Genomic DNA, 23,907 nt, shown 5'->3' on the forward strand with positions numbered 1-23,907 from the left:
GCATGACCAGCCAGGTAATGATTTACAGCGGCAAGTTTTACTTCAAATGAATGTTTCATAAACTGCACCTTCAGATGTCAGATTATGTCCAACATTTGGGGTGCAGTTCAGCAAGCGCCTTATCTGGCCTACGATTCGGGCATATTTTGTAGGCATGATAAGACGCGTCAGCGTCGCATCAGGCGATGACCGCACGGATGATCAGCGTTATCCCTTCTATCGCAATGACTTCAACATGCGTACCTGCACCGAGATCCTCGCTGGCGCTGACAGGCCATGAACTGTCGCCGACGCGCATATGACCGCGCCCGTTGACCAGCGGTGATTCCAGTACAAACCGTCTGCCGATCAATTGTTGACCGCGCTGGTTAAGATTGCTGTCACTGTGCTTTTGTCCGCGCACGCCTCGTGCCAGCCATTTCCACCACAGCCAGGCGGCGAGCAGCGTCAGGATGGCAAACATCACCCCTTGCCACTCCCAACCCAGCGGCAGCAACCAGACCACCAGACCGGTAATCACCGCTGCCACGCCGCTCCACAACAGATAACCATTGCCTCCCAACATCTCGGCTGCCAGCAGCAACCCGCCGAGACTGAGCCAGAAAATATGTGGATGAACGACCATTAACTCCATCATGGCTGAGTCCGTTTGTTGGCGCTGTCTTTCACCAGCTCAGCAATCCCGGCAATCGACCCCATCAGGCTGCTGGCCTCTAATGGCATCATCACCACTTTGCTGTTACTGGACGAACCGATCTGCTGTAACGCTTCGGTGTATTTCTGTGCGACGAAGTAGTTCACCGCCTGAATATCACCGGAGGCGATAGCTTCAGACACCATTTTGGTGGCGCGGGCTTCTGCTTCGGCGGAACGTTCACGCGCTTCAGCCTGTAAAAACGCCGACTGACGTTCGCCTTCCGCTTTCAGGATTTGCGACTGTTTTTCACCTTCGGCTTTGAGGATTTCCGCCTGACGGATCCCTTCCGCTTCAAGAATGTAAGCGCGTTTGGTACGTTCCGCTTTCATCTGCGCGTTCATTGAAGAGATAAGCTCTGCCGGTGGGCGCACGTCGCGAATTTCAATACGGGTGACTTTAATCCCCCACGGGTTGGTGGCTTCATCGACAATACGCAGCAGGCGTGAGTTGATGCTGTCGCGCTGAGAGAGCATTTCGTCAAGTTCCATTGAACCCAACACGGTACGGATGTTAGTCATGGTCAGGTTGATGATCGCCAGCTCCAGATTGCTGACTTCATAAGCCGCGCGCGGCGCGTCAATCACCTGAATAAAACAGACTGCGTCGATGGTAACGTTGGCGTTATCTTTCGAGATAACTTCCTGGGAAGGGATATCGAGCACTTGCTCCATCATATTGATCTTGCGACCAATGCGATCCATAAACGGCACCACCAGACTGAGCCCCGGCTGTAACGTTTTGGTATAGCGACCAAAACGTTCTACCGTCCATTGATAGCCCTGCGGCACGATTTTGACGCCCGCGCCGACAATGACCAGCGCGACAAAAATGAGAATCGGGATAAAGATAAGCATCGGAAAAACCTCCTGTTGTACCGTCCATAATCAGCAAAATTGCTGCTTGATTAAACAAATTATACCTGATTACTGAAAGAGAGTTCCCCCTTATTCCTGCGAAGGATAAACTGTTTTTAGTAAAAATCAGAAAAAGGGAACAGTGATGCAGGAAAATAGTCCTTTGCTTCAGCTACAAAACGTAGGATATCTGGCGGGTGATGCGAAGATTCTTAATAACATCAATTTTTCGCTGCGTGCTGGCGAATTTAAGTTAATTACCGGTCCTTCCGGTTGTGGCAAAAGTACGCTGCTAAAAATAGTTGCTTCATTGATCAGCCCAACCAGCGGAACGTTACTGTTTGAAGGTGAGGATGTCAGCACACTAAAGCCAGAAATCTACCGCCAGCAAGTGTCTTACTGCGCCCAGACGCCGACGCTGTTTGGCGATACGGTATACGATAATCTGATCTTTCCCTGGCAGATCCGTAACCAGCAGCCTGACCCAGCCATTTTTCTCGATTTTCTCGAACGCTTCGCTTTGCCGGACACCATTTTGACGAAAAATATCGCCGAGCTATCTGGGGGTGAAAAACAACGCATCTCATTGATTCGTAACCTACAATTTATGCCGAAGGTTTTATTGCTGGATGAAATCACCAGTGCGCTGGATGAAAGTAATAAACATAACGTTAATGAGATGATCCATCGTTATGTGCACGAGCAAAATATTGCCGTGCTGTGGGTGACACACGATAAAGACGAAATTAATCATGCGGATAAAGTGATTACACTGCAACCGCATGCCGGAGAAATGCAGGAAGCACGCTATGAACTCGCATAATATTACTAACGAATCATTGGCAATGGCATTAATGCTGGTGGTGGTGGCAATCTTAATTAGCCATAAAGAAAAACTGGCGCTGGAGAAAGATATTCTCTGGAGCGTCGGGCGCGCGATAATTCAGCTGATTATTGTCGGCTATGTGCTGAAGTATATTTTCAGCGTGGATGATGCCAGCCTGACATTATTGATGGTGTTATTTATCTGCTTTAATGCGGCGTGGAACGCGCAAAAACGCAGTAAATATATTGCTAAAGCTTTTATCTCATCGTTTATTGCCATTACGGTCGGGGCGGGAATTACCCTGGCGGTGCTGATTCTCTCAGGGTCGATTGAATTTATCCCGATGCAGGTGATCCCTATCGCCGGGATGATAGCCGGTAACGCCATGGTAGCGGTGGGGTTGTGTTACAACAATTTAGGGCAACGGGTCATTAGCGAACAGCAACAGATTCAGGAGAAACTGAGTCTTGGCGCGACGCCGAAACAGGCTTCAGCGATATTGATTCGCGACAGTATTCGCGCGGCTTTAATTCCGACGGTCGATTCAGCAAAAACGGTTGGCTTAGTGAGTTTACCAGGAATGATGTCCGGGCTGATATTTGCCGGGATTGATCCGGTGAAGGCGATTAAATATCAGATTATGGTGACCTTTATGCTGCTCTCAACTGCCAGCCTGTCTACCATTATTGCCTGCTATTTAACCTATCGTAAATTTTATAATTCGCGCCACCAGTTGGTGGTGACGCAATTGAAGAAGAAATGATGCAATGCCGGATGCGCAGCATCGCATCCGGCGTTGTGGTTCATGTGCCGATCAACGGAAACTCAATACAACAACGCATACAGCTGGCGGCGATACTTCGACGCCAGTGCATCACCTGTACCCAGCGCAGCGAGGATCTCCTGGAACGTTTTACGCGTCTGACCGTCTGCGGCGGTGAGATCTTTACGCAGATGCCCAAACAGTAACTCCAGCGCCTCTTCATTGCGCCCAACCTGGTGCAGTTGCAGTGCCAGTTGCGTCGCCAGTGCGGCATCTTCTGGATTCTCTGCCACCTGCTGTTGCAGCTGTTGAATTTCCGGCGTATCTGCCGCCTGCTTCAGCAGTTCGATTTGCGCCACCAGCCCCTGGTAGCGGGTGTCCTGATCCTGTAAAGGAATGGTTTTCAGCACGGCTTCAGCATCTTCAGAACGGTTCAGCGCAATCAGCGTTTCTGCCAGCAGCAGGCCGATCTCCCCGTTCTGATTCGACAACTGCCAGGCGTCTTTCAGCAATGGCAAGGCGTCGGTGTAATTGCCTTCCTGCATCAGCTGCATCGCCTGCTGCGCTTTCAGCTCTTCTTCGCGCGGCAGCACTTTATCCAGCAGGGCGCGGATCGCCTCTTCCGGTTGCGGCCCCTGGAAGCCGTCTACCGGTTGCCCGTTCTGGAACAGATACACGGTCGGAATCGCGCGCAGACCAAACTGGGCGGCAATCATCTGCTCCGCGTCGCAGTCCAGCTTCGCCAGAATAAATTGCCCGTTGTACTGCGCCGCGAGGCTTTCCAGAATTGGGGTTAACTGCAAACAGTGCTGGCTACGTTCAGACCAAAAATAGAACAGCACCGGAGTGGTCATCGACTGTTCAAGAACCTGTTGCAGGTTAGATTCGTTAATGTTGACAATATTTTCTACGGACATGGAGTCGCTCTCTGTTGTCGATATTTTCTTTGACATGGGGGCTTAAGCGCGCGCTTCAACTCACCCCTGCAATATTTTGTCCATCACGCGCCCCGGCAGCAGGCGCTTAAGCACCATTACTGCCCAGGTCACCAGCGTTACCGGATAGCGCATCTTCGGCTTCTCGCTAATAAAAGCATGGCGCACTTTGTCGACCACCGCTTCCGGTCCCAACGTAAAGCGGGCAGCGATGCCGGGATTTTCGACTGGTTTATCACTTTGCGTCTGGTTGACGTTGTCGGTGAAGCGAGTACGAATGGGACCAGGTTCGATCAGGCTGACTTTAATTCCGCTGTGGCGCAGCTCCATGCGCAGCGCATCCGACCACGCCTCCAGCGCATATTTACTGGCTGCGTAAGCGCCGCGACCCGGCGTGGAGATTAATCCCATCACCGATGAGGTCATCACAATACGCCCTTCACCGTGCGGTAACATCGCGGGTAACAGGCGCATGGTGAGCTGGTGTGCGCCGAAAAAGTTGGCAGAAAACTGCTGTTCCATCTGCGCACGGCTGATGGTGGAAAGGGGGCCATACATGCCGAATCCGGCATTGTTAAAGATCCCATACAGACAATTATCGGTCAGGGCGATCACTTCGTCGGCTGCGCGATCAACACTTTCTGGCGAATCCAGATCGATCAACACGCCGGTAAATCCCATGCTGTTCATGCGCTCAACATCATCCGCTTTCCGGCAACCTGCCAGCACATGAAAACCCTGGCGTTTTAATTCGAGCGCGCTTTCCAGGCCAATTCCACTGGAACATCCGGTAATTAAGACCGATTTTTGCATAACTTTACCTGTCAGGATCTCCGTTGCTTTATGAGTCATGATTTACTAAAGGCTGCAACTGCTTCGCCATCCAGTCGGCAATAAACGGCTGGGCGTCGCGGTTGGGATGAATACCGTCATCCTGCATCCATTGTGGTTTGAGGTAGACCTCTTCCATAAAAAAGGGCAGCAGCGGAACATCAAACTCTTTGGCGAGTTTGGGGTAAATGGCGCTAAAGGCTTCATTATAACGGCGACCATAGTTTGCAGGCAGACGTATTTGCATTAACAATGGTTCAGCGTTGGCGGCTTTGACATCCTGCAAAATCTGGCGCAGCGTTTGCTCGGTTTGTTGTGGCTGAAAACCACGCAAACCGTCATTGCCGCCCAGTTCAACCAGCACCCAACGCGGCTGATGCTGTTTCAGCAGAGCCGGAAGGCGCGCCAGCCCTTGTTGCGAGGTGTCGCCGCTGATGCTGGCATTGACTACCGACGTTTTACTCTGCCACTTATCATTCAACAAGGCAGGCCAGGCCGCGCTGGCAGACATTCGATACCCGGCGCTCAGGCTATCACCCAGAATCAATAACGTGTCCGCTGCAGCGGCACGGAAGGTTAACAGGACCAGGAACAGGAAGGGCAAATGCCAGCGGAAAACATTGTTGAAGTTCATCATCTTAAGAAGTCCGTCGGTCAGGGGGAGCATGAACTCTCCATCCTCACCGGAGTTGAGCTGGTTGTCAAACGTGGCGAGACCATCGCACTGGTGGGTGAGTCGGGATCGGGTAAGTCAACCTTGCTGGCGATCCTCGCCGGGCTGGATGACGGCAGCAGTGGCGAAGTGAGTCTGGTGGGACAACCGCTACATAATATGGACGAAGAAGCGCGGGCAAAGTTGCGCGCGAAGCACGTAGGCTTTGTTTTTCAGTCATTTATGTTAATTCCTACCCTTAACGCGCTGGAAAACGTCGAGCTTCCGGCGCTGCTGCGTGGTGAGAGTAGCGCGGAAAGTCGTAACGGGGCAAAAGCGTTGCTCGAACAGTTAGGACTGGGTAAACGTCTGGATCATCTTCCGGCACAGCTTTCCGGCGGCGAACAGCAACGAGTGGCGCTGGCGCGAGCTTTTAATGGTCGGCCTGATGTGCTGTTTGCCGACGAACCCACCGGCAATCTTGACCGCCAGACGGGCGATAAAATTGCCGACCTGCTGTTTTCCCTCAACCGTGAACATGGCACCACGTTGATTATGGTGACCCACGACCTGCAACTGGCGGCACGCTGCGACCGCTGCTTACGGCTGGTGAACGGGCAGTTGCAGGAGGAAGCATGATTGCACGTTGGTTCTGGCGCGAATGGCGCTCGCCGTCGCTATTAATTGTCTGGCTGGCGCTAAGCCTGGCGGTGGCCTGCGTGCTGGCGCTGGGCAATATCAGCGATCGCATGGAGAAGGGCTTAAGCCAGCAAAGCCGGGAGTTTATGGCGGGCGATCGGGCGTTGCGCAGTTCGCGCGAAGTGCCGCAAGCGTGGCTGGAGGAAGCGCAAAAGCGCGGCCTGAAAGTCGGCAAGCAGCTGACTTTCGCCACCATGACATTTGCAGGCGACACACCGCAGCTGGCGAACGTCAAAGCGGTGGATGATATCTACCCGATGTATGGCGATCTGCAAACCAATCCCCCAGGCCTGAAACCGCAGGCGGGCAGCGTATTGCTGGCCCCACGCCTGATGGCACTGCTTAACCTGAAAACGGGCGACACCATTGACGTGGGCGATGCCACCTTGCGGATTGCCGGAGAAGTGATTCAGGAACCGGATTCCGGTTTTAACCCCTTCCAGATGGCTCCGCGTCTGATGATGAATCTGGCGGATGTCGATAAAACCGGAGCCGTGCAGCCGGGAAGTCGGGTCACCTGGCGCTATAAATTCGGCGGCAACGAGAACCAGCTCGACGGCTATGAGAAATGGTTGTTACCCCAGCTTAAACCCGAACAACGCTGGTACGGTCTGGAACAGGACGAAGGCGCGCTGGGGCGCTCGATGGAACGCTCGCAACAGTTCCTGCTGCTTTCGGCGCTTCTGACCTTGCTGCTGGCAGTGGCAGCGGTGGCGGTGGCGATGAATCATTACTGTCGCAGTCGCTACGATCTGATGGCGATCCTCAAAACGCTGGGAGCAGGGCGAGCGCAATTGCGTAAGTTAATCGTCGGTCAGTGGTTGATGGTGCTGGCGCTTTCAGCCGTTACCGGTGGTGCGATAGGCCTGTTGTTCGAAAACGTGTTGATGGTGCTGCTCAAGCCCGTTTTGCCTGCTGCACTACCGCCAGCCAGCCTCTGGCCGTGGTTGTGGGCGCTGGGCACCATGACGGTCATCTCGCTGCTGGTGGGGCTACGACCGTACCGCTTGTTGCTGGCAACGCAGCCTTTACGCGTATTACGTAATGATGTGGTTGCGAACGTCTGGCCGCTGAAGTTTTATCTGCCGATTGTCAGTGTGGTGGTTGTGCTGCTGCTCGCCGGATTAATGGGTGGCAGCATGCTGCTTTGGGCGGTGCTGGCGGGCGCGGTAGTACTGGCTTTGCTGTGCGGTGTGCTGGGCTGGATGCTGCTGAATGTACTTCGCCGCATGACGCTGAAATCGCTGCCTCTGCGCCTGGCGGTTAGCCGCCTGTTACGTCAGCCGTGGTCAACGTTAAGCCAGCTTTCGGCATTTTCGCTCTCCTTTATGCTTCTGGCACTGCTGCTGGTGTTGCGTGGCGATCTGCTCGACCGCTGGCAGCAGCAGCTACCTCCAGAAAGCCCGAACTACTTTTTAATTAACATCGCCACAGAACAGGTAGCACCGCTAAAAGCGTTCCTCGCGGAACATCAGATAGTCCCGGAATCGTTTTATCCGGTGGTGCGGGCGAGACTGACGGCGATTAACGGCAAGCCGACAGAAGGCAATGAAGATGAGGCGCTCAATCGCGAACTCAATCTTACCTGGCAAAATACGCGGCCCGATCATAATCCGATTGTCGCCGGTAACTGGCCGCCAAAAGCCGATGAAGTGTCGATGGAAGAGGGGCTGGCGAAACGCTTAAACGTTGCCCTCGGTGATACCGTGACTTTTATGGGCGATACCCAGGAGTTCCGCGCTAAAGTGACCAGCCTGCGCAAAGTGGACTGGGAAAGTCTGCGGCCTAATTTCTATTTTATTTTCCCTGAAGGGGCATTAGACGGGCAACCGCAGAGCTGGCTTACCAGTTTCCGCTGGGAGAATGGCAACGGCATGTTGACGCAACTCAACCGCCAGTTCCCTACTATTAGCCTGTTAGACATTGGCGCGATTTTAAAACAGGTCGGTCAGGTGCTGGAGCAGGTAAGTCGGGCGCTGGAGGTGATGGTGGTGCTGGTCACCGCCTGCGGTATGTTGCTGTTGCTGGCACAGGTGCAGGTGGGAATGCGTCAGCGTCATCAGGAGCTGGTGGTGTGGCGCACACTCGGTGCGGGGAAAAAGCTGCTGCGCACGACATTGTGGTGTGAGTTCGCCATGCTTGGGTTTGTTTCTGGCCTGGTGGCCGCAATTGGTGCGGAAACGGCACTGGCGGTACTGCAATCGAAAGTGTTTGATTTCCCGTGGGAGCCAGACTGGCGATTGTGGATTGTTCTGCCGTGCAGCGGTGCGCTGCTGCTGTCGCTTTGCGGCGGCTGGCTGGGTGCGCGACTGGTTAAGGGTAAGGCGCTGTTCAGGCAGTTTGCGGGGTGATGACAGGCGTTAGATTGCCTGATGCGCTACGCTTATCAGGCCTACGAGGATCGTGCAATATATTGATTTTGCAAGATTGTGTAGGCCGGATAAGGCGTTTACGCCGCATCTGGCATGAACAGTGTGCATTTTGGCAATAAATATGAAACCGACTGTCATGTCGGTTTTTTTATATCTGTATTCTGGTGCAACCATTCTGTTCTCACGACAATCGCCGTTTCAGAATACCGCCCATCACTGCGCCTTAACCCATTCCGCCACTTCCGCCCACTCACCGCGAAAGACAACTTTTTCCGCTTTTTTCTCAAGCTGATAGCGATACATCGGGTCGTAATATTCTTCAAGTAACGGCACCAGCCAGGCCAGATGACCGTCGGTGCTGCCGGTGGTGAGTTGCGTTGTCAGTGCTGCATCCAGCCTTGCAGCCAGTTCGTTATATCGCTGTAGCCCCAGCCGACGCTTAATAGCCGAAAGTCCGTGATGCAGGTATTCGCAATATTCCTGCCAGCCCTGTTCGTCGCCGTACGCGTGGGTAAAATCATGATGCATACGCAAGAAATACTCTTCGTTCAGGCGCTCAAGACGAATCTCAAACGGATCTTCTACCACCGCAATCGCCGCCTGAGTCATTCGCTCGCGCAGGCATTCCGGCAGGTGATTCGAACCGATCATCCGGCTTTCATCTTCCAGCACCCACAGGTGCAAATCCTGACGGGCATCGGTTTTTAGCATTTCGGCAGCCAGCAGGTTTTCAAAACTCGCCTGGCTAAGTTGTGGTTGTAAGGTGCGACCAAACGCCGAACCGCGATGACGCGCCAGCCCTTCCAGATCAACACCGTTTGGCTGTTGCTGCACTAACAGCGTTTTACCGCTGCCGGTACAACCGCCAATCAGCACTATCGGTTTTTGTGCCAGTTCAATGGTCGCCTGAATCGCGGTCTGGCGCAGTGCCTTATAACCGCCGTCTACCAGCGGATAATCAATCCCCGCTGCATGCAACCAGCTTTGCACAATATGTGAGCGCTGACCGCCACGGGCGCAGCAGAGAATACCTTGCGGATTTTGCAGGCACGCTGCCCGCCAGGCGTCCATACGCTGCTGACGAATTTCACCGGCCACCAGTTTATGACCCAGCGCCAGCGCCGCGTCTGACCCTTGCTGTTTATAGCAGGTGCCAACGGCGGCGCGTTCATCGTTATTCATTAACGGCAGGTTGATAGCGGCAGGCATTGCGCCTTGCTCAAACTCGATGGGGGCGCGAACATCAATAATGGGCGTATCAGCAATCAGCAGGGCACGATAGTCCTGTTCCGTGTGTCTCTCTTGCATAGTTAAAAGTGAACCTCAAATCAGCTTGCGCGCTATTTTACGCGCCAACGCGCAAGGAAACTTGATTTTTAACTGCGTGGGTTGCCGAAAATTTCTAAAAATCCGCTGATTTCCGGCCTGCGTTGGGTAAACAAGGTCACAATATCTTCTACCGCTTTGCCGCTGCCAAATTTGCGCCATGCCAGACTCAATGGCGAAGGAGGGCGCATCGTTGGGATTACCCGGCTGACCAGTTGTTGATTATTGATCATTGACTGGCAAAGTGATTTTGGCAAAAAACCAATGCCAACGCCCGCCAGATGGGCGGCGATTTTCGTTTCCATATCGGGAACAATAATCTCTTTTTGCCCCGGCAATCGCCAGGCGACGCGTTTGGTTAATGTACGGGCGCTGTCTTCAATATTGACCGCCGGAAAGCGCCGCAACTGTGCTTCTGTTAGCGGCTCTTCAACGTTCGCCAGCGGATGATCCGCCGCCATGACAAAGCGCCATTGCACCGATCCTAAGGGATCAAGACTAAAGGTATTTGCCAGCGCCTCGGTTCCCGTGACGCCGATAGCCAGTGAAAAACCTTCGTACAATAGCGAGTCCCAGACGCCCATATAGATTTGCCGGGAGATGTGGAACTGGGTAAAGGGGTAACGTTCATTCAGCCACGCCAACAGTTGGGCGACGGCCTGGGGGTTGTAGAGCAGGTTGTTGATGACAATATTTACCTGGCGTTCCACGCCATCATTCACCTGTTGCAGCTCGCTGGGCATACTTTCCAGCCAGCTCAGCCAGTCTCTGGCCTGAGAAAGTAGATGCTCGCCAGCCGCTGTCAACGTCACGCTGCGAGTCGTGCGGAAAAAGAGCGCCACTCCGGTATTCTCTTCCAGAAGTTTAATGCGATAACTAATCGTCGCCGTGGTTTTACATAATCGTTCTGCCGCTTTTGAAAAACTTCCTGTTTCAGCAACCGCAATGAAAGTCCGCAAGGTTTCTGGATCGAACATCTTCAGGTATCCCCTTTTAAATCCGCAAGTTGCGTGATTTTCTTATCCTCTGATTTATCAGTATTTTTACATGATAACCCTGTTCAATTTGTGGACTAAATCTAGTTTTGGAAAAATATTCCAACTTTTGTATTGATGTTGTTCTCTTAAGGTTTTAGATTGCCTGTTATTGAAACCAAGCTGACCGGTCGGCGGTGGTTGAACGGAATTATGTTACAAGGACAAAAAGATGAAACTTCAGGTATTACCGTTAAGTCAGGAAGCCTTTAGTGCTTATGGCGACGTAATCGAAACGCAGCAACGGGATTTTTTCCATATTAACAATGGCCTGGTGGAGCGTTACCACGATTTGGCGCTGGTTGAGATTCTTGAGCAAGACCGTACGCTTATCAGCATTAACCGCGCGCAACCGGCGAATCTGCCGCTGACCATTCACGAACTCGAACGTCATCCGCTGGGCACTCAGGCCTTTATCCCGATGAAAGGGGAAGTGTTTGTGGTGGTCGTGGCGTTAGGTGACGACAAACCAGACCTGTCAACGCTGCGGGCGTTTATTACCAACGGCGAACAGGGGGTGAATTACCATCGTAACGTCTGGCATCATCCACTTTTCGCCTGGCAGCGCGTCACCGATTTCTTGACCATCGATCGCGGCGGCAGTGACAACTGTGATGTTGAAAGTATTCCTGAACAGGAACTCTGTTTTGCGTGACGCCTGCAACCGACTTGCATAAGATAAACGAATTGTTCATTGTTTATGCTCACTTGTAGGTCGGAGTTAACGTAGGTATGACGGAAGTTAGACGGCGCGGCAGGCCAGGACAGGCGGAGCCTGTGGCACAGAAGGGCGCACAGGCGTTAGAGCGGGGAATTGCGATTCTGCAATATCTGGAAAAAAGTGGGGGAAGTTCGTCGGTTAGCGATATTTCTCTCAATCTGGATTTGCCGCTCTCCACGACCTTTCGCTTGCTGAAGGTTTTACAGGCAGCGGATTTTGTCTATCAGGACAGTCAGTTAGGCTGGTGGCATATAGGATTAGGTGTCTTTAACGTCGGTGCGGCGTACATCCATAACCGCGATGTACTCTCCGTCGCCGGGCCGTTTATGCGCCGCCTGATGTTACTTTCCGGCGAAACGGTCAATGTCGCGATCCGTAACGGCAATGAAGCGGTATTAATTGGTCAGTTAGAGTGTAAATCGATGGTCAGGATGTGTGCGCCGCTGGGCAGTCGTCTGCCGCTGCATGCTTCCGGTGCGGGCAAAGCGCTGCTTTATCCACTGGCGGAAGAGGAGTTGATGAGCATCATTCTGCAAACCGGTTTGCAGCAGTTTACGCCAACTACGCTTGTGGATATGCCCACCTTGCTGAAGGACCTGGAACAAGCGCGTGAACTGGGCTATACCGTAGATAAAGAAGAGCATGTTGTAGGCCTGAATTGCATAGCTTCAGCAATTTACGATGATGTAGGTAGTGTTGTTGCCGCTATCTCCATCTCCGGGCCTTCATCAAGACTGACAGAAGATCGTTTTGTCAGTCAGGGTGAGCTGGTCAGAGACACCGCCCGCGATATCAGCACGGCGTTGGGACTGAAAGCACATCCATAGTGTCTGTCGCATCCCGCTCTGCGGAGCGGGTTTTTTTGACAAAATTTGAAAGTTGGAAAATTTTTCCAATTAATAGAGGTAGGAATAAAATGGCAAAAATGAGAGCCGTTGACGCGGCAATGTATGTGCTGGAGAAAGAAGGTATCACCACCGCCTTCGGCGTTCCGGGAGCTGCAATCAATCCGTTCTACTCAGCGATGCGTAAGCACGGCGGTATTCGTCACATTCTGGCGCGTCATGTGGAAGGTGCTTCGCACATGGCGGAAGGTTATACCCGCGCAACGGCAGGGAATATCGGCGTATGTCTGGGGACTTCCGGTCCTGCGGGCACGGACATGATCACCGCGCTCTATTCCGCTTCTGCTGATTCCATTCCTATTCTGTGTATTACCGGCCAGGCTCCGCGCGCCCGTCTGCATAAAGAAGATTTCCAGGCCGTTGATATTGAAGCAATTGCTAAACCGGTCAGCAAAATGGCGGTTACAGTTCGTGAAGCGGCGCTGGTGCCTCGCGTGCTGCAACAGGCATTTCACCTGATGCGTTCTGGTCGCCCGGGTCCGGTACTGGTGGATTTACCGTTCGACGTTCAGGTTGCGGAAATCGAGTTTGATCCTGACATGTACGAACCGCTGCCGGTCTACAAACCTGCTGCCAGCCGTATGCAGATCGAAAAAGCTGTAGAAATGTTAATTCAGGCCGAACGTCCGGTGATTGTTGCCGGGGGCGGGGTAATCAATGCTGACGCTGCTGCACTGTTACAACAGTTTGCTGAACTGACCAGCGTTCCGGTGATCCCAACGCTGATGGGCTGGGGCTGTATCCCGGACGATCATGAACTGATGGCCGGGATGGTGGGTCTGCAAACCGCGCATCGTTACGGTAACGCAACGTTGCTGGCGTCCGACATGGTGTTTGGTATCGGTAACCGTTTTGCTAACCGTCATACCGGTTCGGTAGAGAAATACACCGAAGGGCGCAAAATCGTTCATATCGATATTGAGCCGACGCAAATTGGCCGCGTGCTGTGTCCGGATCTCGGCATTGTCTCTGATGCTAAAGCGGCGCTGACGCTGCTGGTTGAAGTGGCGCAGGAGATGCAAAAAGCGGGTCGTCTGCCGTGTCGTAAAGAATGGGTCGCCGACTGCCAGCAGCGCAAACGCACTTTGCTGCGCAAAACCCACTTCGACAACGTGCCGGTGAAACCGCAGCGCGTGTATGAAGAGATGAACAAAGCCTTTGGTCGCGATGTTTGTTATGTCACCACCATTGGTCTGTCACAAATCGCTGCGGCACAAATGCTGCATGTCTTTAAAGACCGCCACTGGATCAACTGTGGGCAGGCAGGCCCGCTGGGCTGGACGATTCCGGCGGCGCTGGGGGTTTGTGCCGCTGATCCAGAGCGCAATGTGGTGGCGATTTCCGGTGACTTCGACTTCCAGTTCCTGATTGAAGAATTGGCCGTTGGCGCACAGTTCAACATTCCGTACATCCATGTGCTGGTGAATAACGCTTATCTGGGGCTGATTCGCCAGTCGCAGCGCGCCTTTGACATGGACTACTGCGTGCAACTCGCTTTCGAGAATATCAACTCCAGCGAAGTGAACGGTTACGGCGTCGACCACGTAAAAGTAGCGGAAGGTTTAGGTTGTAAAGCAATTCGCGTTTTCAAACCGGAAGATATTGCACCAGCCTTTGAACAGGCGAAAGTCTTAATGGCGCAATATCGGGTACCGGTAGTCGTGGAAGTTATTCTCGAGCGTGTGACCAATATTTCGATGGGCAGTGAACTGGATAACGTCATGGAATTTGAAGATATCGCCGATAACGCAGCGGACGCACCGACTGAAACCTGTTTCATGCACTATGAATAAGGGAGATAAATAATGTTACGTTTCTCTGCTAATTTATCGATGTTATTTGGTGAATATGATTTTCTCGCCCGTTTTGAGAAAGCTGCGCAGTGTGGTTTTCGCGGCGTTGAATTTATGTTCCCTTATGACTACGACATTGAAGAATTAAAACAGGTGCTGGCGAGTAATAAACTCGAACATACGCTGCACAATTTACCGGCAGGTGACTGGGCGGCGGGCGAGCGGGGTATTGCCTGTATTCCTGGCCGTGAAGAAGAGTTTCGGGATGGCGTAGCAGCAGCTATTCGTTATGCTCGTGCGCTGGGTAATAAAAAAATTAACTGTCTGGTCGGTAAAATGCCAGCTGGTTTCAGCAGTGAACAGATTCACGCAACGCTTGTAGAAAACCTGCGTTATGCCGCGAATATGCTGATGAAAGAAGATATTTTATTACTGATTGAACCTATCAACCATTTTGATATTCCTGGTTTCCATCTCACCGGAACCCGGCAGGCACTGAAACTGATTGACGATGTTGGTTGCTGCAATTTGAAAATTCAGTATGACATTTATCACATGCAGCGGATGGAAGGTGAATTAACTAATACCATGACTCAGTGGGCCGATAAAATTGGTCACCTGCAAATCGCTGATAATCCGCATCGCGGCGAACCGGGAACCGGAGAAATTAATTACGAATATCTCTTTACGGTAATTGAAAATTCTGACTACAACGGTTGGGTTGGCTGTGAATATAAACCCCAAACCACCACGGAGGCTGGTTTACGCTGGATGGATCCGTACCGTTAAAACGTAACGCTATTCAGACAATGCTTTTTTAGGTCGCTAAGTCGGCAGGGGATCGTGTTGTCTGAATTCAGGAAAAGCGAAATTTAAAAGAGGTTAATTATGAAACTGGGATTTATTGGCTTAGGCATTATGGGTACACCGATGGCCATTAATCTGGCGCGTGCCGGTCATCAACTACATGTCACAACCATTGGTCCGGTTGCTGATGAATTACTGTCACTGGGTGCCGTCAGTGTTGAAACTGCGCGCCAGGTAACGGAAGCATCGGACATCATTTTTATTATGGTGCCGGATACACCTCAGGTTGAAGAAGTTCTGTTTGGTGAAAATGGTTGTACCAAAGCCTCGCTGAAGGGCAAAACCATTGTTGATATGAGCTCCATTTCCCCGATCGAAACTAAACGTTTCGCTCGTCAGGTGAATGAACTGGGCGGCGATTATCTCGATGCGCCCGTCTCCGGCGGTGAAATCGGCGCGCGTGAAGGGACGTTGTCGATTATGGTTGGCGGTGACGAAGCGGTATTTGAACGTGTTAAACCGCTGTTTGAACTGCTCGGTAAAAATATCACCCTCGTGGGCGGTAACGGCGACGGTCAAACCTGCAAAGTGGCAAATCAGATTATCGTGGCGCTCAATATTGAAGCGGTTTCTGAAGCCCTGCTATTTGCTTCAAAAGCCGGAGCGGATCCGGTACGTGTGCGCCAGGCGCTGATGGGCGGCTTTGCTTCCTCACGTATTCTGGAAGTTCACGGTGAGCGCATGATTAAACGCACCTTTAATCCAGGTTTTAAAATTGCGCTGCACCAGAAAGATCTCAACCTGGCACTGCAAAGTGCGAAAGCACTGGCACTGAATCTGCCAAACACCGCGACCTGCCAGGAATTGTTTAATACCTGTGCGGCAAACGGTGGTAGCCAGTTGGATCACTCTGCGTTAGTGCAGGCGCTGGAATTAATGGCTAACCATAAACTGGCCTGATACCCGCAATAAAAATGGCCGATATCAGAAAATGAATCGGCCAGCAATATTAAAAAAAGAAAGCAGCCAAAGATGTTGCTTCAGTATTAAAAATAATATTTTTATTTTATTTGTTCCTCATAGCTAGATTAAAAAGACGTTATTCGATACGTGAAATTAAGAGGGATTTATGGAACATCAGAGAAAACTATTCCAGCAACGCGGCTATAGCGAAGATCTATTGCCGAAAACGCAAAGCCAGCGGACCTGGAAAACATTTAACTATTTTACCTTATGGATGGGTTCGGTTCATAACGTTCCCAATTATGTGATGGTCGGCGGCTTTTTTATTCTCGGCTTGTCTACCTTTAGTATTATGCTGGCAATTATCCTCAGCGCCTTTTTCATTGCCGCGGTAATGGTATTAAACGGTGCTGCGGGCAGTAAATACGGCGTACCGTTTGCCATGATCCTGCGTGCTTCTTATGGCGTACGTGGCGCACTGTTTCCCGGATTATTAAGAGGCGGGATTGCTGCCATTATGTGGTTTGGCCTGCAATGTTACGCCGGATCGCTGGCCTGCTTGATCCTGATTGGCAAAATCTGGCCGGGATTTTTGACTCTCGGTGGCGATTTCACGCTGTTAGGCCTTTCTCTACCGGGCTTAATTACTTTCTTACTCTTCTGGCTGGTCAACGTTGGTATTGGTTTTGGCGGTGGCAAAGTTTTAAATAAATTCACTGCCATTCTTAACCCGTGCATCTATATCGTTTTCGGCGGTATGGCGATTTGGGCGATTTCGCTGGTCGGGATCGGTCCAATCTTTGACTATATTCCGGGCGGTATTCAGAAAGCAGAAAACAGTGGCTTCCTGTTCCTGGTGGTGATTAACGCGGTAGTTGCGGTATGGGCAGCACCGGCGGTGAGCGCATCCGACTTTACGCAAAACGCCCACTCGTTTCGTGAGCAAGCGCTGGGGCAAACGCTGGGTTTAGTTGTGGCCTATATTCTGTTTGCGGTCGCCGGGGTATGTATTATTGCCGGAGCCAGTATTCACTACGGCGCTGACACCTGGAACGTGCTGGATATTGTTCAGCGTTGGGACAGCCTGTTCGCCTCGTTCTTTGCGGTACTGGTTATTCTGATGACGACTATCTCCACTAACGCGACCGGTAATATTATTCCAGCCGGTTATCAGATTGCCGCTATTGCACCGACAAAACTGACCTATAAAAACGGCGTACTGATTGCCAGTATTATCAGCTTGCTGATCTGCCCGTGGAAATTAATGGAAAATCAGGACAGCATTTATCTGTTCCTCGATATTATCGGCGGAATGCTGGGTCCGGTAATTGGTGTCATGATGGCGCATTATTTTGTGGTGATGCGCGGACAAATTAATCTTGATGAACTTTATACCGCAGCAGGTGATTTCAAATATTACGATAACGGCTTTAACCTTACCGCGTTTTCAGTAACTTTGGTCGCCGTTATTTTATCTCTCGGTGGTAAATTTATTCCATTCATGGAGCCTTTATCACGCGTTTCATGGTTTGTCGGCGTTATTGTCGCCTTTGCGGCCTACGCCTTATTAAAGAAACGTACTGCAGCAGAAAAAACAGGAGAACAAAAAGTCACAGGTTAATTAATCCCGATATTGAACATTGAGTTAAAAAACCAATCTGTATTTTACAAGGAGTTTGTTATGTCTTTTGATTTAATCATTAAAAACGGCACCGTTATTTTAGAAAACGAAGCTCGCGTTGTAGATATCGCCGTTAAAGGCGGAAAAATTGCTGCTATCGGTCAGGATCTGGGCGATGCAAAAGAAGTTATGGATGCGTCTGGTCTGGTGGTTTCGCCAGGCATGGTTGATGCGCACACCCATATTTCTGAGCCGGGTCGTAGCCACTGGGAAGGTTATGAAACCGGTACTCGCGCAGCAGCAAAAGGTGGTATCACCACCATGATCGAAATGCCGCTCAACCAGCTGCCTGCAACGGTTGACCGCGCCTCAATTGAACTGAAGTTTGATGCCGCTAAAGGCAAGCTGACTATCGATGCGGCGCAACTCGGTGGCCTGGTGTCTTACAACATCGACCGTCTGCATGAGCTGGATGAAGTGGGCGTTGTCGGCTTCAAATGCTTCGTTGCGACCTGTGGCGATCGCGGTATCGACAACGACTTCCGTGACGTCAATGACTGGCAGTTCTTCAAAGGTGCGCAGAAGCTGGGCGAACTGGGACAGCCGGTGCTGGTGCACTGCGAAAACGCGCTGATCTGTGACGAACTTGGCGAAGAAGCGAAGCGTGAAGGCCGCGTAACCGCACATGACTATGTGGCTTCGCGTCCGGTATTTACCGAAGTGGAAGCGATTCGCCGCGTGCTGTACCTGGCGAAAGTTGCCGGTTGCCGTCTGCACGTTTGCCATATCAGCAGCCCGGAAGGCGTTGAAGAAGTGACTCGTGCACGTCAGGAAGGTCAGGACGTTACTTGTGAATCCTGCCCGCATTACTTTGTGCTGGATACCGATCAGTTCGAAGAAATCGGTACTCTGGCGAAGTGTTCACCGCCGATCCGCGATCTGGAAAACCAGAAAGGCATGTGGGAAAAACTGTTTAACGGTGAAATAGACTGCCTGGTTTCCGACCACTCTCCATGCCCGCCGGAAATGAAAGCCGGTAACATCATGAAAGCGTGGGGCGGTATCGCTGGTCTGCAAAGCTGCATGGACGTGATGTTCGATGAAGCGGTACAGAAACGCGGAATGTCTCTGCCAATGTTCGGCAAATTAATGGCGACTAACGCAGCAGATATTTTCGGTCTGCAGCAAAAAGGCCGTATCGCCCCAGGAAAAGATGCCGACTTCGTCTTCATTCAGCCGAATAGCAGCTATGTTCTTACCAATGACGATCTGGAATATCGCCACAAAGTCAGCCCGTATGTTGGCCGTACTATTGGCGCGCGTATCACGAAAACCATCTTACGTGGTGATGTGATTTACGACATCGAACAGGGCTTCCCTGTTGCGCCGAAAGGTCAATTTATCCTTAAACATCAGTAGTAATCTGGCCCTGCAATGCCCGTCCTTGTGGCGGGCATTCTCCGGTTAAGGTGTGTTTATGTTCAATTTTGCAGTGGGCCGCGAAAGCCTGTTATCAGGATTTCAGTGGTTTTTCTTTATTTTTTGCAACACGGTTGTGGTTCCTCCTACGCTACTTTCTGCTTTTCAGTTGCCGCAAAGTAGCCTGCTTACGCTCACGCAATATGCTTTTCTTGCTACCGCACTGGCCTGCTTCGCTCAGGCGTTCTGCGGTCATCGTCGCGCTATTATGGAAGGGCCGGGTGGCCTGTGGTGGGGAACCATCCTGACTATCACCCTTGGCGAAGCATCGCGCGGGACACCGATCAACGATATCGCTACCAGCCTGGCGGTGGGAATTGCGCTCTCTGGCGTGCTGACGATGTTGATTGGTTTTAGCGGATTAGGTCATCGTCTGGCGCGGTTATTTACGCCGTCGGTGATGGTCTTGTTTATGTTGATGCTGGGCGCGCAGCTGACCACTATCTTTTTCAAAGGTATGCTCGGGCTGCCGTTTGGCATAGCCGACCCGAATTTTAAAATTCAGTTACCGCCGTTCGCGCTCTCGGTGGCGGTGATGTGCCTGGTACTGGCGATGATTATCTTCCTGCCGCAACGTTTTGCCCGTTATGGCCTGCTGGTCGGTACGATAACCGGCTGGTTGTTGTGGTACTTTTGCTTTCCTTCTTCGCATTCGCTCTCCGGTGAGTTGCACTGGCAGTGGTTCCCGCTCGGCAGTGGCGGTGCTTTGTCGCCGGGGATTATTCTGACGGCGGTGATTACAGGTCTGGTAAATATCAGCAATACCTACGGTGCGATTCGTGGCACGGATGTTTTTTATCCGCAACAGGGCGCGGGGAATACGCGTTATCGTCGCAGCTTTGTGGCGACCGGATTTATGACGCTGATAACCGTGCCGCTGGCGGTAATTCCATTTTCACCGTTTGTTTCATCCATTGGTTTATTAACCCAGACTGGCGATTACACGCGACGATCGTTTATTTATGGCAGCGTTATTTGCCTGCTGGTGGCACTGGTTCCGGCACTCACACGACTGTTTTGCAGTATCCCTTTACCGGTGAGTAGCGCGGTCATGTTGGTTTCTTATCTGCCTTTACTCTTTTCCGCGCTGGTGTTTAGCCAGCAAATAACGTTTACCGCTCGCAATATTTATCGACTCGCATTGCCGTTATTTGTCGGCATATTTTTAATGGCATTACCGCCTGTGTATCTGCAAGACCTTCCATTAACGCTTCGTCCTCTGCTCAGTAACGGCTTACTGGTCGGAATTTTACTGGCTGTTCTTATGGATAATCTTATTCCGTGGGAACGCATCGAATAATTTGTTGAAAAAGGATTGATAATGAAGATTGTCATTGCGCCAGACTCTTTTAAAGAGAGCTTAAGTGCAGAAAAATGTTGTCAGGCAATTAAAGCCGGGTTTTCGACCATATTTCCCGATGCGCACTATATCTGTTTGCCGATAGCGGATGGCGGCGAAGGGACGGTGGAGGCGATGGTCGCCGCGACGGGCGGTAACATCGTGAAGCTTGAAGTCAGCGGGCCGATGGGCGAAAAAGTGAATGCTTTTTATGGACTTACCGGCGACGGGAAAACGGCAGTGATTGAGATGGCGGCAGCAAGTGGTCTGATGCTGGTCGCGCCTGAAAAGCGTAATCCGTTGCTGGCCTCCAGTTTTGGTACGGGGGAGTTAATTCGCCATGCGCTGGATAACGGCATTCGCCATATTATTCTCGGCATTGGTGGTAGCGCGACGGTCGACGGCGGTATGGGCATGGCGCAGGCGCTCGGTGTGCGTTTCCTTGATGCCGACGGTCAGCCGCTGGCGGCTAACGGCGGCAATTTAGCGCGGGTGGCAAGTATTGAGATGAATGAATGCGATCCGCGTCTGGCGAACTGTCATATTGAAGTAGCATGTGACGTTGATAACCCGCTGGTAGGGGCTCGCGGCGCGGCGGCGGTGTTTGGTCCGCAAAAAGGGGCAACGCCGGAAATGGTCGAAGAGCTGGAACAGGGGCTGCAAAATTACGCCCGTGTTTTACAACAGCAAACTGAAATCAACGTCTGTCAGATGGCGGGCGGCGGCGCTGCAGGCGGTATGGGTATTGCGGCGGCGGTATTCCTCAATGCGGATATTAAACCGGGTATTGAGATTGTACTGCGGGCGGTCAACCTGGAGCAGGCGGTGCAGGGTGCAGCGCTGGTGATCACCGGGGAAGGGCGCATCGATTCGCAAACGGCAGGTGGTAAAGCGCCGCTGGGCGTGGCGTCGGTGGCGAAGCAGTTTAATGTCCCGGTGATTGGGATTGCTGGCGTATTGGGTGATGGCGTGGAAGTGGTGCACCAGTACGGCATTGACGCGGTGTTCAGCATTTTGCCACGTCTGGCACCTTTAGCCGAAGTGCTCGCCAGCGGTGAAACCAATCTCTTCAACAGCGCACGAAATATTGCCTGCGCCATTAAAATAGGTCAGGGAATTAAAAACTGACTATTACCTTTAAAGCGGATGCGATTTATATCGCATCCGTTTTTTACCTGAATTTACCGCAAAAAAAGCCACGGAATAAACCGTGGCAAAATCCAACATAGCTAAAAATAATCAGGCGAGTGGTATGACTTAAATCTCTACGTCGCGGTTGCAATCTTTCGAGTAAATATAGCTGAACGCTTCACCACGCCCTACGCCATAACCAGCCTGTAAAGAATAAGCGCCCATAAAGATGTAATCGCCTTTTTTCACCGGGATCCAGTTATTGTCGAGGTTATAAACCCCCTGACCGGAAAGAATATAGGCACCGTGTTCCTGAACGTGGGTTTCGATATAACCGTGGCTGGCACCTGGTGCAAAAGAGAGGATATGCATGTTCATATCAAAACCTAACTCTTTGGGCAGAAAATCCAGCAGAATAACATCGTCCATGCCTTCATAATGAATGCGTTCCAGTTCGCTGGCATTGCCAGAAACCAGCCACGGCGCATGACCTTCTACCGGAATATAGCGACGCTTATATAAAAAGATTTGGCTGTCTTCGGCCTGGACGTTAACAAACGTCATTAAGGAGCCTGGCGGGCAATAAAGATAGCCACCTTCGCTTAAGGCAAATGTTTTCCCTTCGGCTTTGGCAGTGATATTTCCAGAGATCACATACAGGAACGTTTCAATGCCTTCGCCACCGAAGCCCTGTTGGTTGCCGCCGTTTTGATGCAGTGTGACCAGATAATCAACAAAGGAGGCACCCAGTTTTGGCGTGGAGAGGATTGTCGCGTCACAATTTTCAAAGCCCGGAATAATATTTTTTACCAGGCCGTCCGGGGTTAACAGCGCGAAATTACCGTGTTTCACAATCGCACGGTTAGCCAGTAAATCATCGCGGTAACCGGTGACGTTATTTAAATATCCCATTTATAACTCCTTATTTCTGCCAGGCAAGTTGATAAAGCATGAGTGCCAACGTTTTGACCCCTTCGGCAAGGTCGGTAATATTGGTGCGTTCCGCCGGGTTATGACTGATCCCGTTGATGCTGGGAATGAAAATCATGCAGGTCGGCACGCGAGGCGCGAAAATTTGCGCGTCGTGTCCGGCACCACTGTGCATTACCCGGTAGTTCTGTTTTTCACTTTCACACAATTCTGTCAGGGTGGCGACCAGCTCCTTATTCATCGGCACGGGTTCTTCGTCCATCCATAAATCGATATCAATACCAATATCCATTTCATCGCAAATCGCCCGCATGTCGTTTTCTAACTGTTGGGTGAAATTGCGCAGCACGGCGGCGTCGGTATGACGACAATCAATGGTGAACGTGGTTTTACCCGGCACCACATTCACCGTATTCGGGCGCGGCTCCACCTTACCAAAGGTCAGCACCAGCGGGTCGCCCATCTTTTTCGCTTTTTCGATCGACTGATGGCAAATGCGACTGAAAGCGTAAACCGTATCACGACGATAACCCATCGGCGTGGTGCCTGCATGGTTTGATTCGCCATTCAGCGTCACCGTATAGCGACGTTGCCCGACAATTGCATTCACCACGCCAATTGACTGCCCATTACTTTCCAGCACACAGCCCTGTTCGATATGCAGTTCGACAAAGGCTTTAATATCCTGACGCGGAGTTAGTGGGGCGTTCGGCAGAGTAAATCCGCAAGCCTTCATCGCATCGACAAAACTATTTCCTTTGGCATCACAGATATTCCGCACGTCGTCAGGATTCGCCAGCCCAAAGATATTTTTACTGCCCCAGAAGACATACGGGAAGCGGCTGCCTTCTTCTTCTGCCATCGCCACCACTTCGACCGTACGTAACGGCGCGCCGTATTGCGTTTTCAGCCGGTCAATTGCCAGCCACGCCGCCAGCGCACCGAATTGCCCGTCGAGGTTACCGCCGTTAACCACGGTATCAATATGCGAACCGCTCAGAATCACTTCCTGTGGATATTCGGTGCCACTCAGTCGACCGTATAAATTCCCCACTTCATCGAAACGTGTTTCCAGCCCACTTGCTGCCATTCTTTTTTTAAATTGCTGCTGGGTTTCCAACCATTCCGGCGAATAAAGTAAACGGGTCATACCGCCGGTTGGGTCAGCGCCAAAAGAGGAAAGCCAGGGCAGCGTTTCTTCTATAGCTTGACGGAAATGTGTAATCATA

22 protein-coding genes are annotated in these 23,907 nt (G+C 51.6%); 13 read left to right on the plus strand and 9 right to left on the minus strand.

Annotated elements, in window-relative coordinates; translation table 11 throughout:
* Positions 1 to 178: 178 nt before the first annotated feature.
* Complete coding sequence (locus ACJHX7_RS21335) at positions 179 to 637, minus strand: NfeD family protein (protein ID WP_094030377.1); 459 nt, start codon at positions 635 to 637, stop codon at positions 179 to 181.
* Entirely contained in the window at positions 634 to 1,551 is a 918-nt protein-coding gene (locus tag ACJHX7_RS21340) for an SPFH domain-containing protein (protein ID WP_000904502.1), read from the minus strand. Before ACJHX7_RS21340 ends, ACJHX7_RS21335 begins: the two co-directional genes overlap by 4 nt.
* Before the next feature lie 145 nt (positions 1,552 to 1,696).
* On the opposite strand from ACJHX7_RS21340, the gene fetA reads away from it, so the two are divergent.
* Positions 1,697 to 2,374: an iron efflux ABC transporter ATP-binding subunit FetA gene (fetA, locus tag ACJHX7_RS21345; protein ID WP_001298568.1), complete on the plus strand. Its 678-nt coding sequence runs from the start codon at positions 1,697 to 1,699 to the stop codon at positions 2,372 to 2,374.
* The gene (gene fetB, locus ACJHX7_RS21350) at positions 2,361 to 3,140 is read left to right on the plus strand and encodes an iron efflux ABC transporter permease subunit FetB (protein WP_032170848.1); all 780 of its coding nucleotides are present in this window, start codon (positions 2,361 to 2,363) and stop codon (positions 3,138 to 3,140) included. Before fetA ends, fetB begins: the two co-directional genes overlap by 14 nt.
* Positions 3,141 to 3,202: 62 nt before the next feature.
* Here fetB and cnoX read toward each other — a convergent pair whose 3' ends face one another.
* From cnoX to tesA, 3 genes are read right to left on the minus strand one after another with little or no spacing between them, the layout of a single operon-like run.
* Positions 3,203 to 4,057, minus strand: a complete 855-nt coding sequence (cnoX, locus tag ACJHX7_RS21355) for a chaperedoxin (protein ID WP_001295322.1) — start codon at positions 4,055 to 4,057, stop codon at positions 3,203 to 3,205.
* 60 nt (positions 4,058 to 4,117) lie between these two features.
* On the minus strand, positions 4,118 to 4,927 hold the full coding sequence (ybbO, locus tag ACJHX7_RS21360; RefSeq protein WP_000148930.1) for an NADP(+)-dependent aldehyde reductase: 810 nt from the start codon (positions 4,925 to 4,927) through the stop codon (positions 4,118 to 4,120).
* The gene (tesA, locus tag ACJHX7_RS21365; RefSeq protein WP_001295836.1) at positions 4,917 to 5,540 is read right to left on the minus strand and encodes a multifunctional acyl-CoA thioesterase I/protease I/lysophospholipase L1; all 624 of its coding nucleotides are present in this window, start codon (positions 5,538 to 5,540) and stop codon (positions 4,917 to 4,919) included. The genes ybbO and tesA overlap by 11 nt, the downstream gene beginning before the upstream one ends.
* Between tesA and ybbA the strand changes: the two genes are divergently transcribed.
* Together ybbA and ybbP are read left to right on the plus strand one after the other, a co-directional pair.
* The gene (ybbA, locus tag ACJHX7_RS21370; protein ID WP_001110573.1) at positions 5,511 to 6,197 is read left to right on the plus strand and encodes a putative ABC transporter ATP-binding protein YbbA; all 687 of its coding nucleotides are present in this window, start codon (positions 5,511 to 5,513) and stop codon (positions 6,195 to 6,197) included. The genes tesA and ybbA overlap by 30 nt on opposite strands.
* Positions 6,194 to 8,608 carry a putative ABC transporter permease subunit YbbP gene (gene ybbP / locus ACJHX7_RS21375; protein ID WP_094030378.1) on the plus strand — a complete coding sequence of 805 codons (2,415 nt, stop codon included), beginning with the start codon at positions 6,194 to 6,196 and terminating at the stop codon, positions 8,606 to 8,608. The genes ybbA and ybbP overlap by 4 nt, the downstream gene beginning before the upstream one ends.
* A gap of 234 nt (positions 8,609 to 8,842) precedes the next feature.
* Here the strand turns inward: ybbP and mnmH are convergent, their stop codons facing one another.
* Both mnmH and allS read right to left on the minus strand, forming a co-directional pair.
* Complete coding sequence (mnmH, locus tag ACJHX7_RS21380; RefSeq protein ID WP_094030379.1) at positions 8,843 to 9,937, minus strand: tRNA 2-selenouridine(34) synthase MnmH; 1,095 nt, start codon at positions 9,935 to 9,937, stop codon at positions 8,843 to 8,845.
* A gap of 68 nt (positions 9,938 to 10,005) precedes the next feature.
* Entirely contained in the window at positions 10,006 to 10,932 is a 927-nt protein-coding gene (allS, locus tag ACJHX7_RS21385; protein WP_094030380.1) for an HTH-type transcriptional activator AllS, read from the minus strand.
* 229 nt (positions 10,933 to 11,161) lie between these two features.
* On the opposite strand from allS, the gene allA reads away from it, so the two are divergent.
* From allA to glxK, 9 genes are all read left to right on the plus strand, one after another.
* Positions 11,162 to 11,644, plus strand: coding sequence for an ureidoglycolate lyase (gene allA / locus ACJHX7_RS21390; protein ID WP_000776388.1), 483 nt, complete (start codon positions 11,162 to 11,164; stop codon positions 11,642 to 11,644).
* 77 nt (positions 11,645 to 11,721) lie between these two features.
* Positions 11,722 to 12,537, plus strand: a complete 816-nt coding sequence (gene allR / locus ACJHX7_RS21395) for an HTH-type transcriptional repressor AllR (protein WP_000141275.1) — start codon at positions 11,722 to 11,724, stop codon at positions 12,535 to 12,537.
* Positions 12,538 to 12,626: 89 nt separating this feature from the next.
* Entirely contained in the window at positions 12,627 to 14,408 is a 1,782-nt protein-coding gene (gene gcl, locus ACJHX7_RS21400; protein ID WP_001313634.1) for a glyoxylate carboligase, read from the plus strand.
* 12 nt (positions 14,409 to 14,420) lie between these two features.
* The gene (gene hyi, locus ACJHX7_RS21405) at positions 14,421 to 15,197 is read left to right on the plus strand and encodes a hydroxypyruvate isomerase (RefSeq protein WP_094030381.1); all 777 of its coding nucleotides are present in this window, start codon (positions 14,421 to 14,423) and stop codon (positions 15,195 to 15,197) included.
* A 99-nt stretch (positions 15,198 to 15,296) separates the two neighbouring features.
* Entirely contained in the window at positions 15,297 to 16,175 is an 879-nt protein-coding gene (gene glxR / locus ACJHX7_RS21410) for a 2-hydroxy-3-oxopropionate reductase (RefSeq protein WP_000765839.1), read from the plus strand.
* A 169-nt stretch (positions 16,176 to 16,344) separates the two neighbouring features.
* Positions 16,345 to 17,799, plus strand: coding sequence for an allantoin transporter (locus ACJHX7_RS21415; RefSeq protein ID WP_000401112.1), 1,455 nt, complete (start codon positions 16,345 to 16,347; stop codon positions 17,797 to 17,799).
* A gap of 60 nt (positions 17,800 to 17,859) precedes the next feature.
* Positions 17,860 to 19,218, plus strand: coding sequence for an allantoinase AllB (gene allB / locus ACJHX7_RS21420; protein WP_000006896.1), 1,359 nt, complete (start codon positions 17,860 to 17,862; stop codon positions 19,216 to 19,218).
* 58 nt (positions 19,219 to 19,276) lie between these two features.
* Positions 19,277 to 20,578, plus strand: a complete 1,302-nt coding sequence (locus ACJHX7_RS21425) for a uracil/xanthine transporter (protein ID WP_001298336.1) — start codon at positions 19,277 to 19,279, stop codon at positions 20,576 to 20,578.
* A 21-nt stretch (positions 20,579 to 20,599) separates the two neighbouring features.
* A complete protein-coding gene (gene glxK, locus ACJHX7_RS21430) occupies positions 20,600 to 21,745 on the plus strand; it encodes a glycerate 3-kinase (protein WP_410231693.1) in 1,146 nt (381 codons plus the stop codon).
* 129 nt (positions 21,746 to 21,874) lie between these two features.
* On the opposite strand, the gene allE is transcribed toward glxK, so the two are convergent.
* Both allE and allC read right to left on the minus strand, forming a co-directional pair.
* Complete coding sequence (gene allE / locus ACJHX7_RS21435; protein ID WP_000540951.1) at positions 21,875 to 22,660, minus strand: (S)-ureidoglycine aminohydrolase; 786 nt, start codon at positions 22,658 to 22,660, stop codon at positions 21,875 to 21,877.
* 10 nt (positions 22,661 to 22,670) lie between these two features.
* The gene (gene allC, locus ACJHX7_RS21440; protein WP_001361252.1) at positions 22,671 to 23,906 is read right to left on the minus strand and encodes an allantoate deiminase; all 1,236 of its coding nucleotides are present in this window, start codon (positions 23,904 to 23,906) and stop codon (positions 22,671 to 22,673) included.
* Between the last annotated feature and the right edge of the window lies 1 nt (position 23,907).

Source organism: Escherichia sp. WS1451 (genome assembly GCF_046487365.1).
In the GTDB taxonomy this organism is placed as follows: domain Bacteria; phylum Pseudomonadota; class Gammaproteobacteria; order Enterobacterales; family Enterobacteriaceae; genus Escherichia; species Escherichia coli.

What these genes read in the sequence shown, in the direction of transcription:
- ACJHX7_RS21335 (WP_094030377.1), bottom strand. Translation starts at nt 637, where the DNA reads ATGATGGAGTTAATGGTCGTTCATCCACATATTTTCTGGCTCAGTCTC.
- ACJHX7_RS21340 (WP_000904502.1), bottom strand. Translation starts at nt 1,551, where the DNA reads ATGCTTATCTTTATCCCGATTCTCATTTTTGTCGCGCTGGTCATTGTC.
- fetA (WP_001298568.1), top strand. Translation starts at nt 1,697, where the DNA reads ATGCAGGAAAATAGTCCTTTGCTTCAGCTACAAAACGTAGGATATCTG.
- fetB (WP_032170848.1), top strand. Translation starts at nt 2,361, where the DNA reads ATGAACTCGCATAATATTACTAACGAATCATTGGCAATGGCATTAATG.
- cnoX (WP_001295322.1), bottom strand. Translation starts at nt 4,057, where the DNA reads ATGTCCGTAGAAAATATTGTCAACATTAACGAATCTAACCTGCAACAG.
- ybbO (WP_000148930.1), bottom strand. Translation starts at nt 4,927, where the DNA reads ATGACTCATAAAGCAACGGAGATCCTGACAGGTAAAGTTATGCAAAAA.
- ybbA (WP_001110573.1), top strand. Translation starts at nt 5,511, where the DNA reads ATGCCAGCGGAAAACATTGTTGAAGTTCATCATCTTAAGAAGTCCGTC.
- tesA (WP_001295836.1), bottom strand. Translation starts at nt 5,540, where the DNA reads ATGAACTTCAACAATGTTTTCCGCTGGCATTTGCCCTTCCTGTTCCTG.
- ybbP (WP_094030378.1), top strand. Translation starts at nt 6,194, where the DNA reads ATGATTGCACGTTGGTTCTGGCGCGAATGGCGCTCGCCGTCGCTATTA.
- mnmH (WP_094030379.1), bottom strand. Translation starts at nt 9,937, where the DNA reads ATGCAAGAGAGACACACGGAACAGGACTATCGTGCCCTGCTGATTGCT.
- allS (WP_094030380.1), bottom strand. Translation starts at nt 10,932, where the DNA reads ATGTTCGATCCAGAAACCTTGCGGACTTTCATTGCGGTTGCTGAAACA.
- allA (WP_000776388.1), top strand. Translation starts at nt 11,162, where the DNA reads ATGAAACTTCAGGTATTACCGTTAAGTCAGGAAGCCTTTAGTGCTTAT.
- allR (WP_000141275.1), top strand. Translation starts at nt 11,722, where the DNA reads ATGACGGAAGTTAGACGGCGCGGCAGGCCAGGACAGGCGGAGCCTGTG.
- gcl (WP_001313634.1), top strand. Translation starts at nt 12,627, where the DNA reads ATGGCAAAAATGAGAGCCGTTGACGCGGCAATGTATGTGCTGGAGAAA.
- hyi (WP_094030381.1), top strand. Translation starts at nt 14,421, where the DNA reads ATGTTACGTTTCTCTGCTAATTTATCGATGTTATTTGGTGAATATGAT.
- glxR (WP_000765839.1), top strand. Translation starts at nt 15,297, where the DNA reads ATGAAACTGGGATTTATTGGCTTAGGCATTATGGGTACACCGATGGCC.
- ACJHX7_RS21415 (WP_000401112.1), top strand. Translation starts at nt 16,345, where the DNA reads ATGGAACATCAGAGAAAACTATTCCAGCAACGCGGCTATAGCGAAGAT.
- allB (WP_000006896.1), top strand. Translation starts at nt 17,860, where the DNA reads ATGTCTTTTGATTTAATCATTAAAAACGGCACCGTTATTTTAGAAAAC.
- ACJHX7_RS21425 (WP_001298336.1), top strand. Translation starts at nt 19,277, where the DNA reads ATGTTCAATTTTGCAGTGGGCCGCGAAAGCCTGTTATCAGGATTTCAG.
- glxK (WP_410231693.1), top strand. Translation starts at nt 20,600, where the DNA reads ATGAAGATTGTCATTGCGCCAGACTCTTTTAAAGAGAGCTTAAGTGCA.
- allE (WP_000540951.1), bottom strand. Translation starts at nt 22,660, where the DNA reads ATGGGATATTTAAATAACGTCACCGGTTACCGCGATGATTTACTGGCT.
- allC (WP_001361252.1), bottom strand. Translation starts at nt 23,906, where the DNA reads ATGATTACACATTTCCGTCAAGCTATAGAAGAAACGCTGCCCTGGCTT.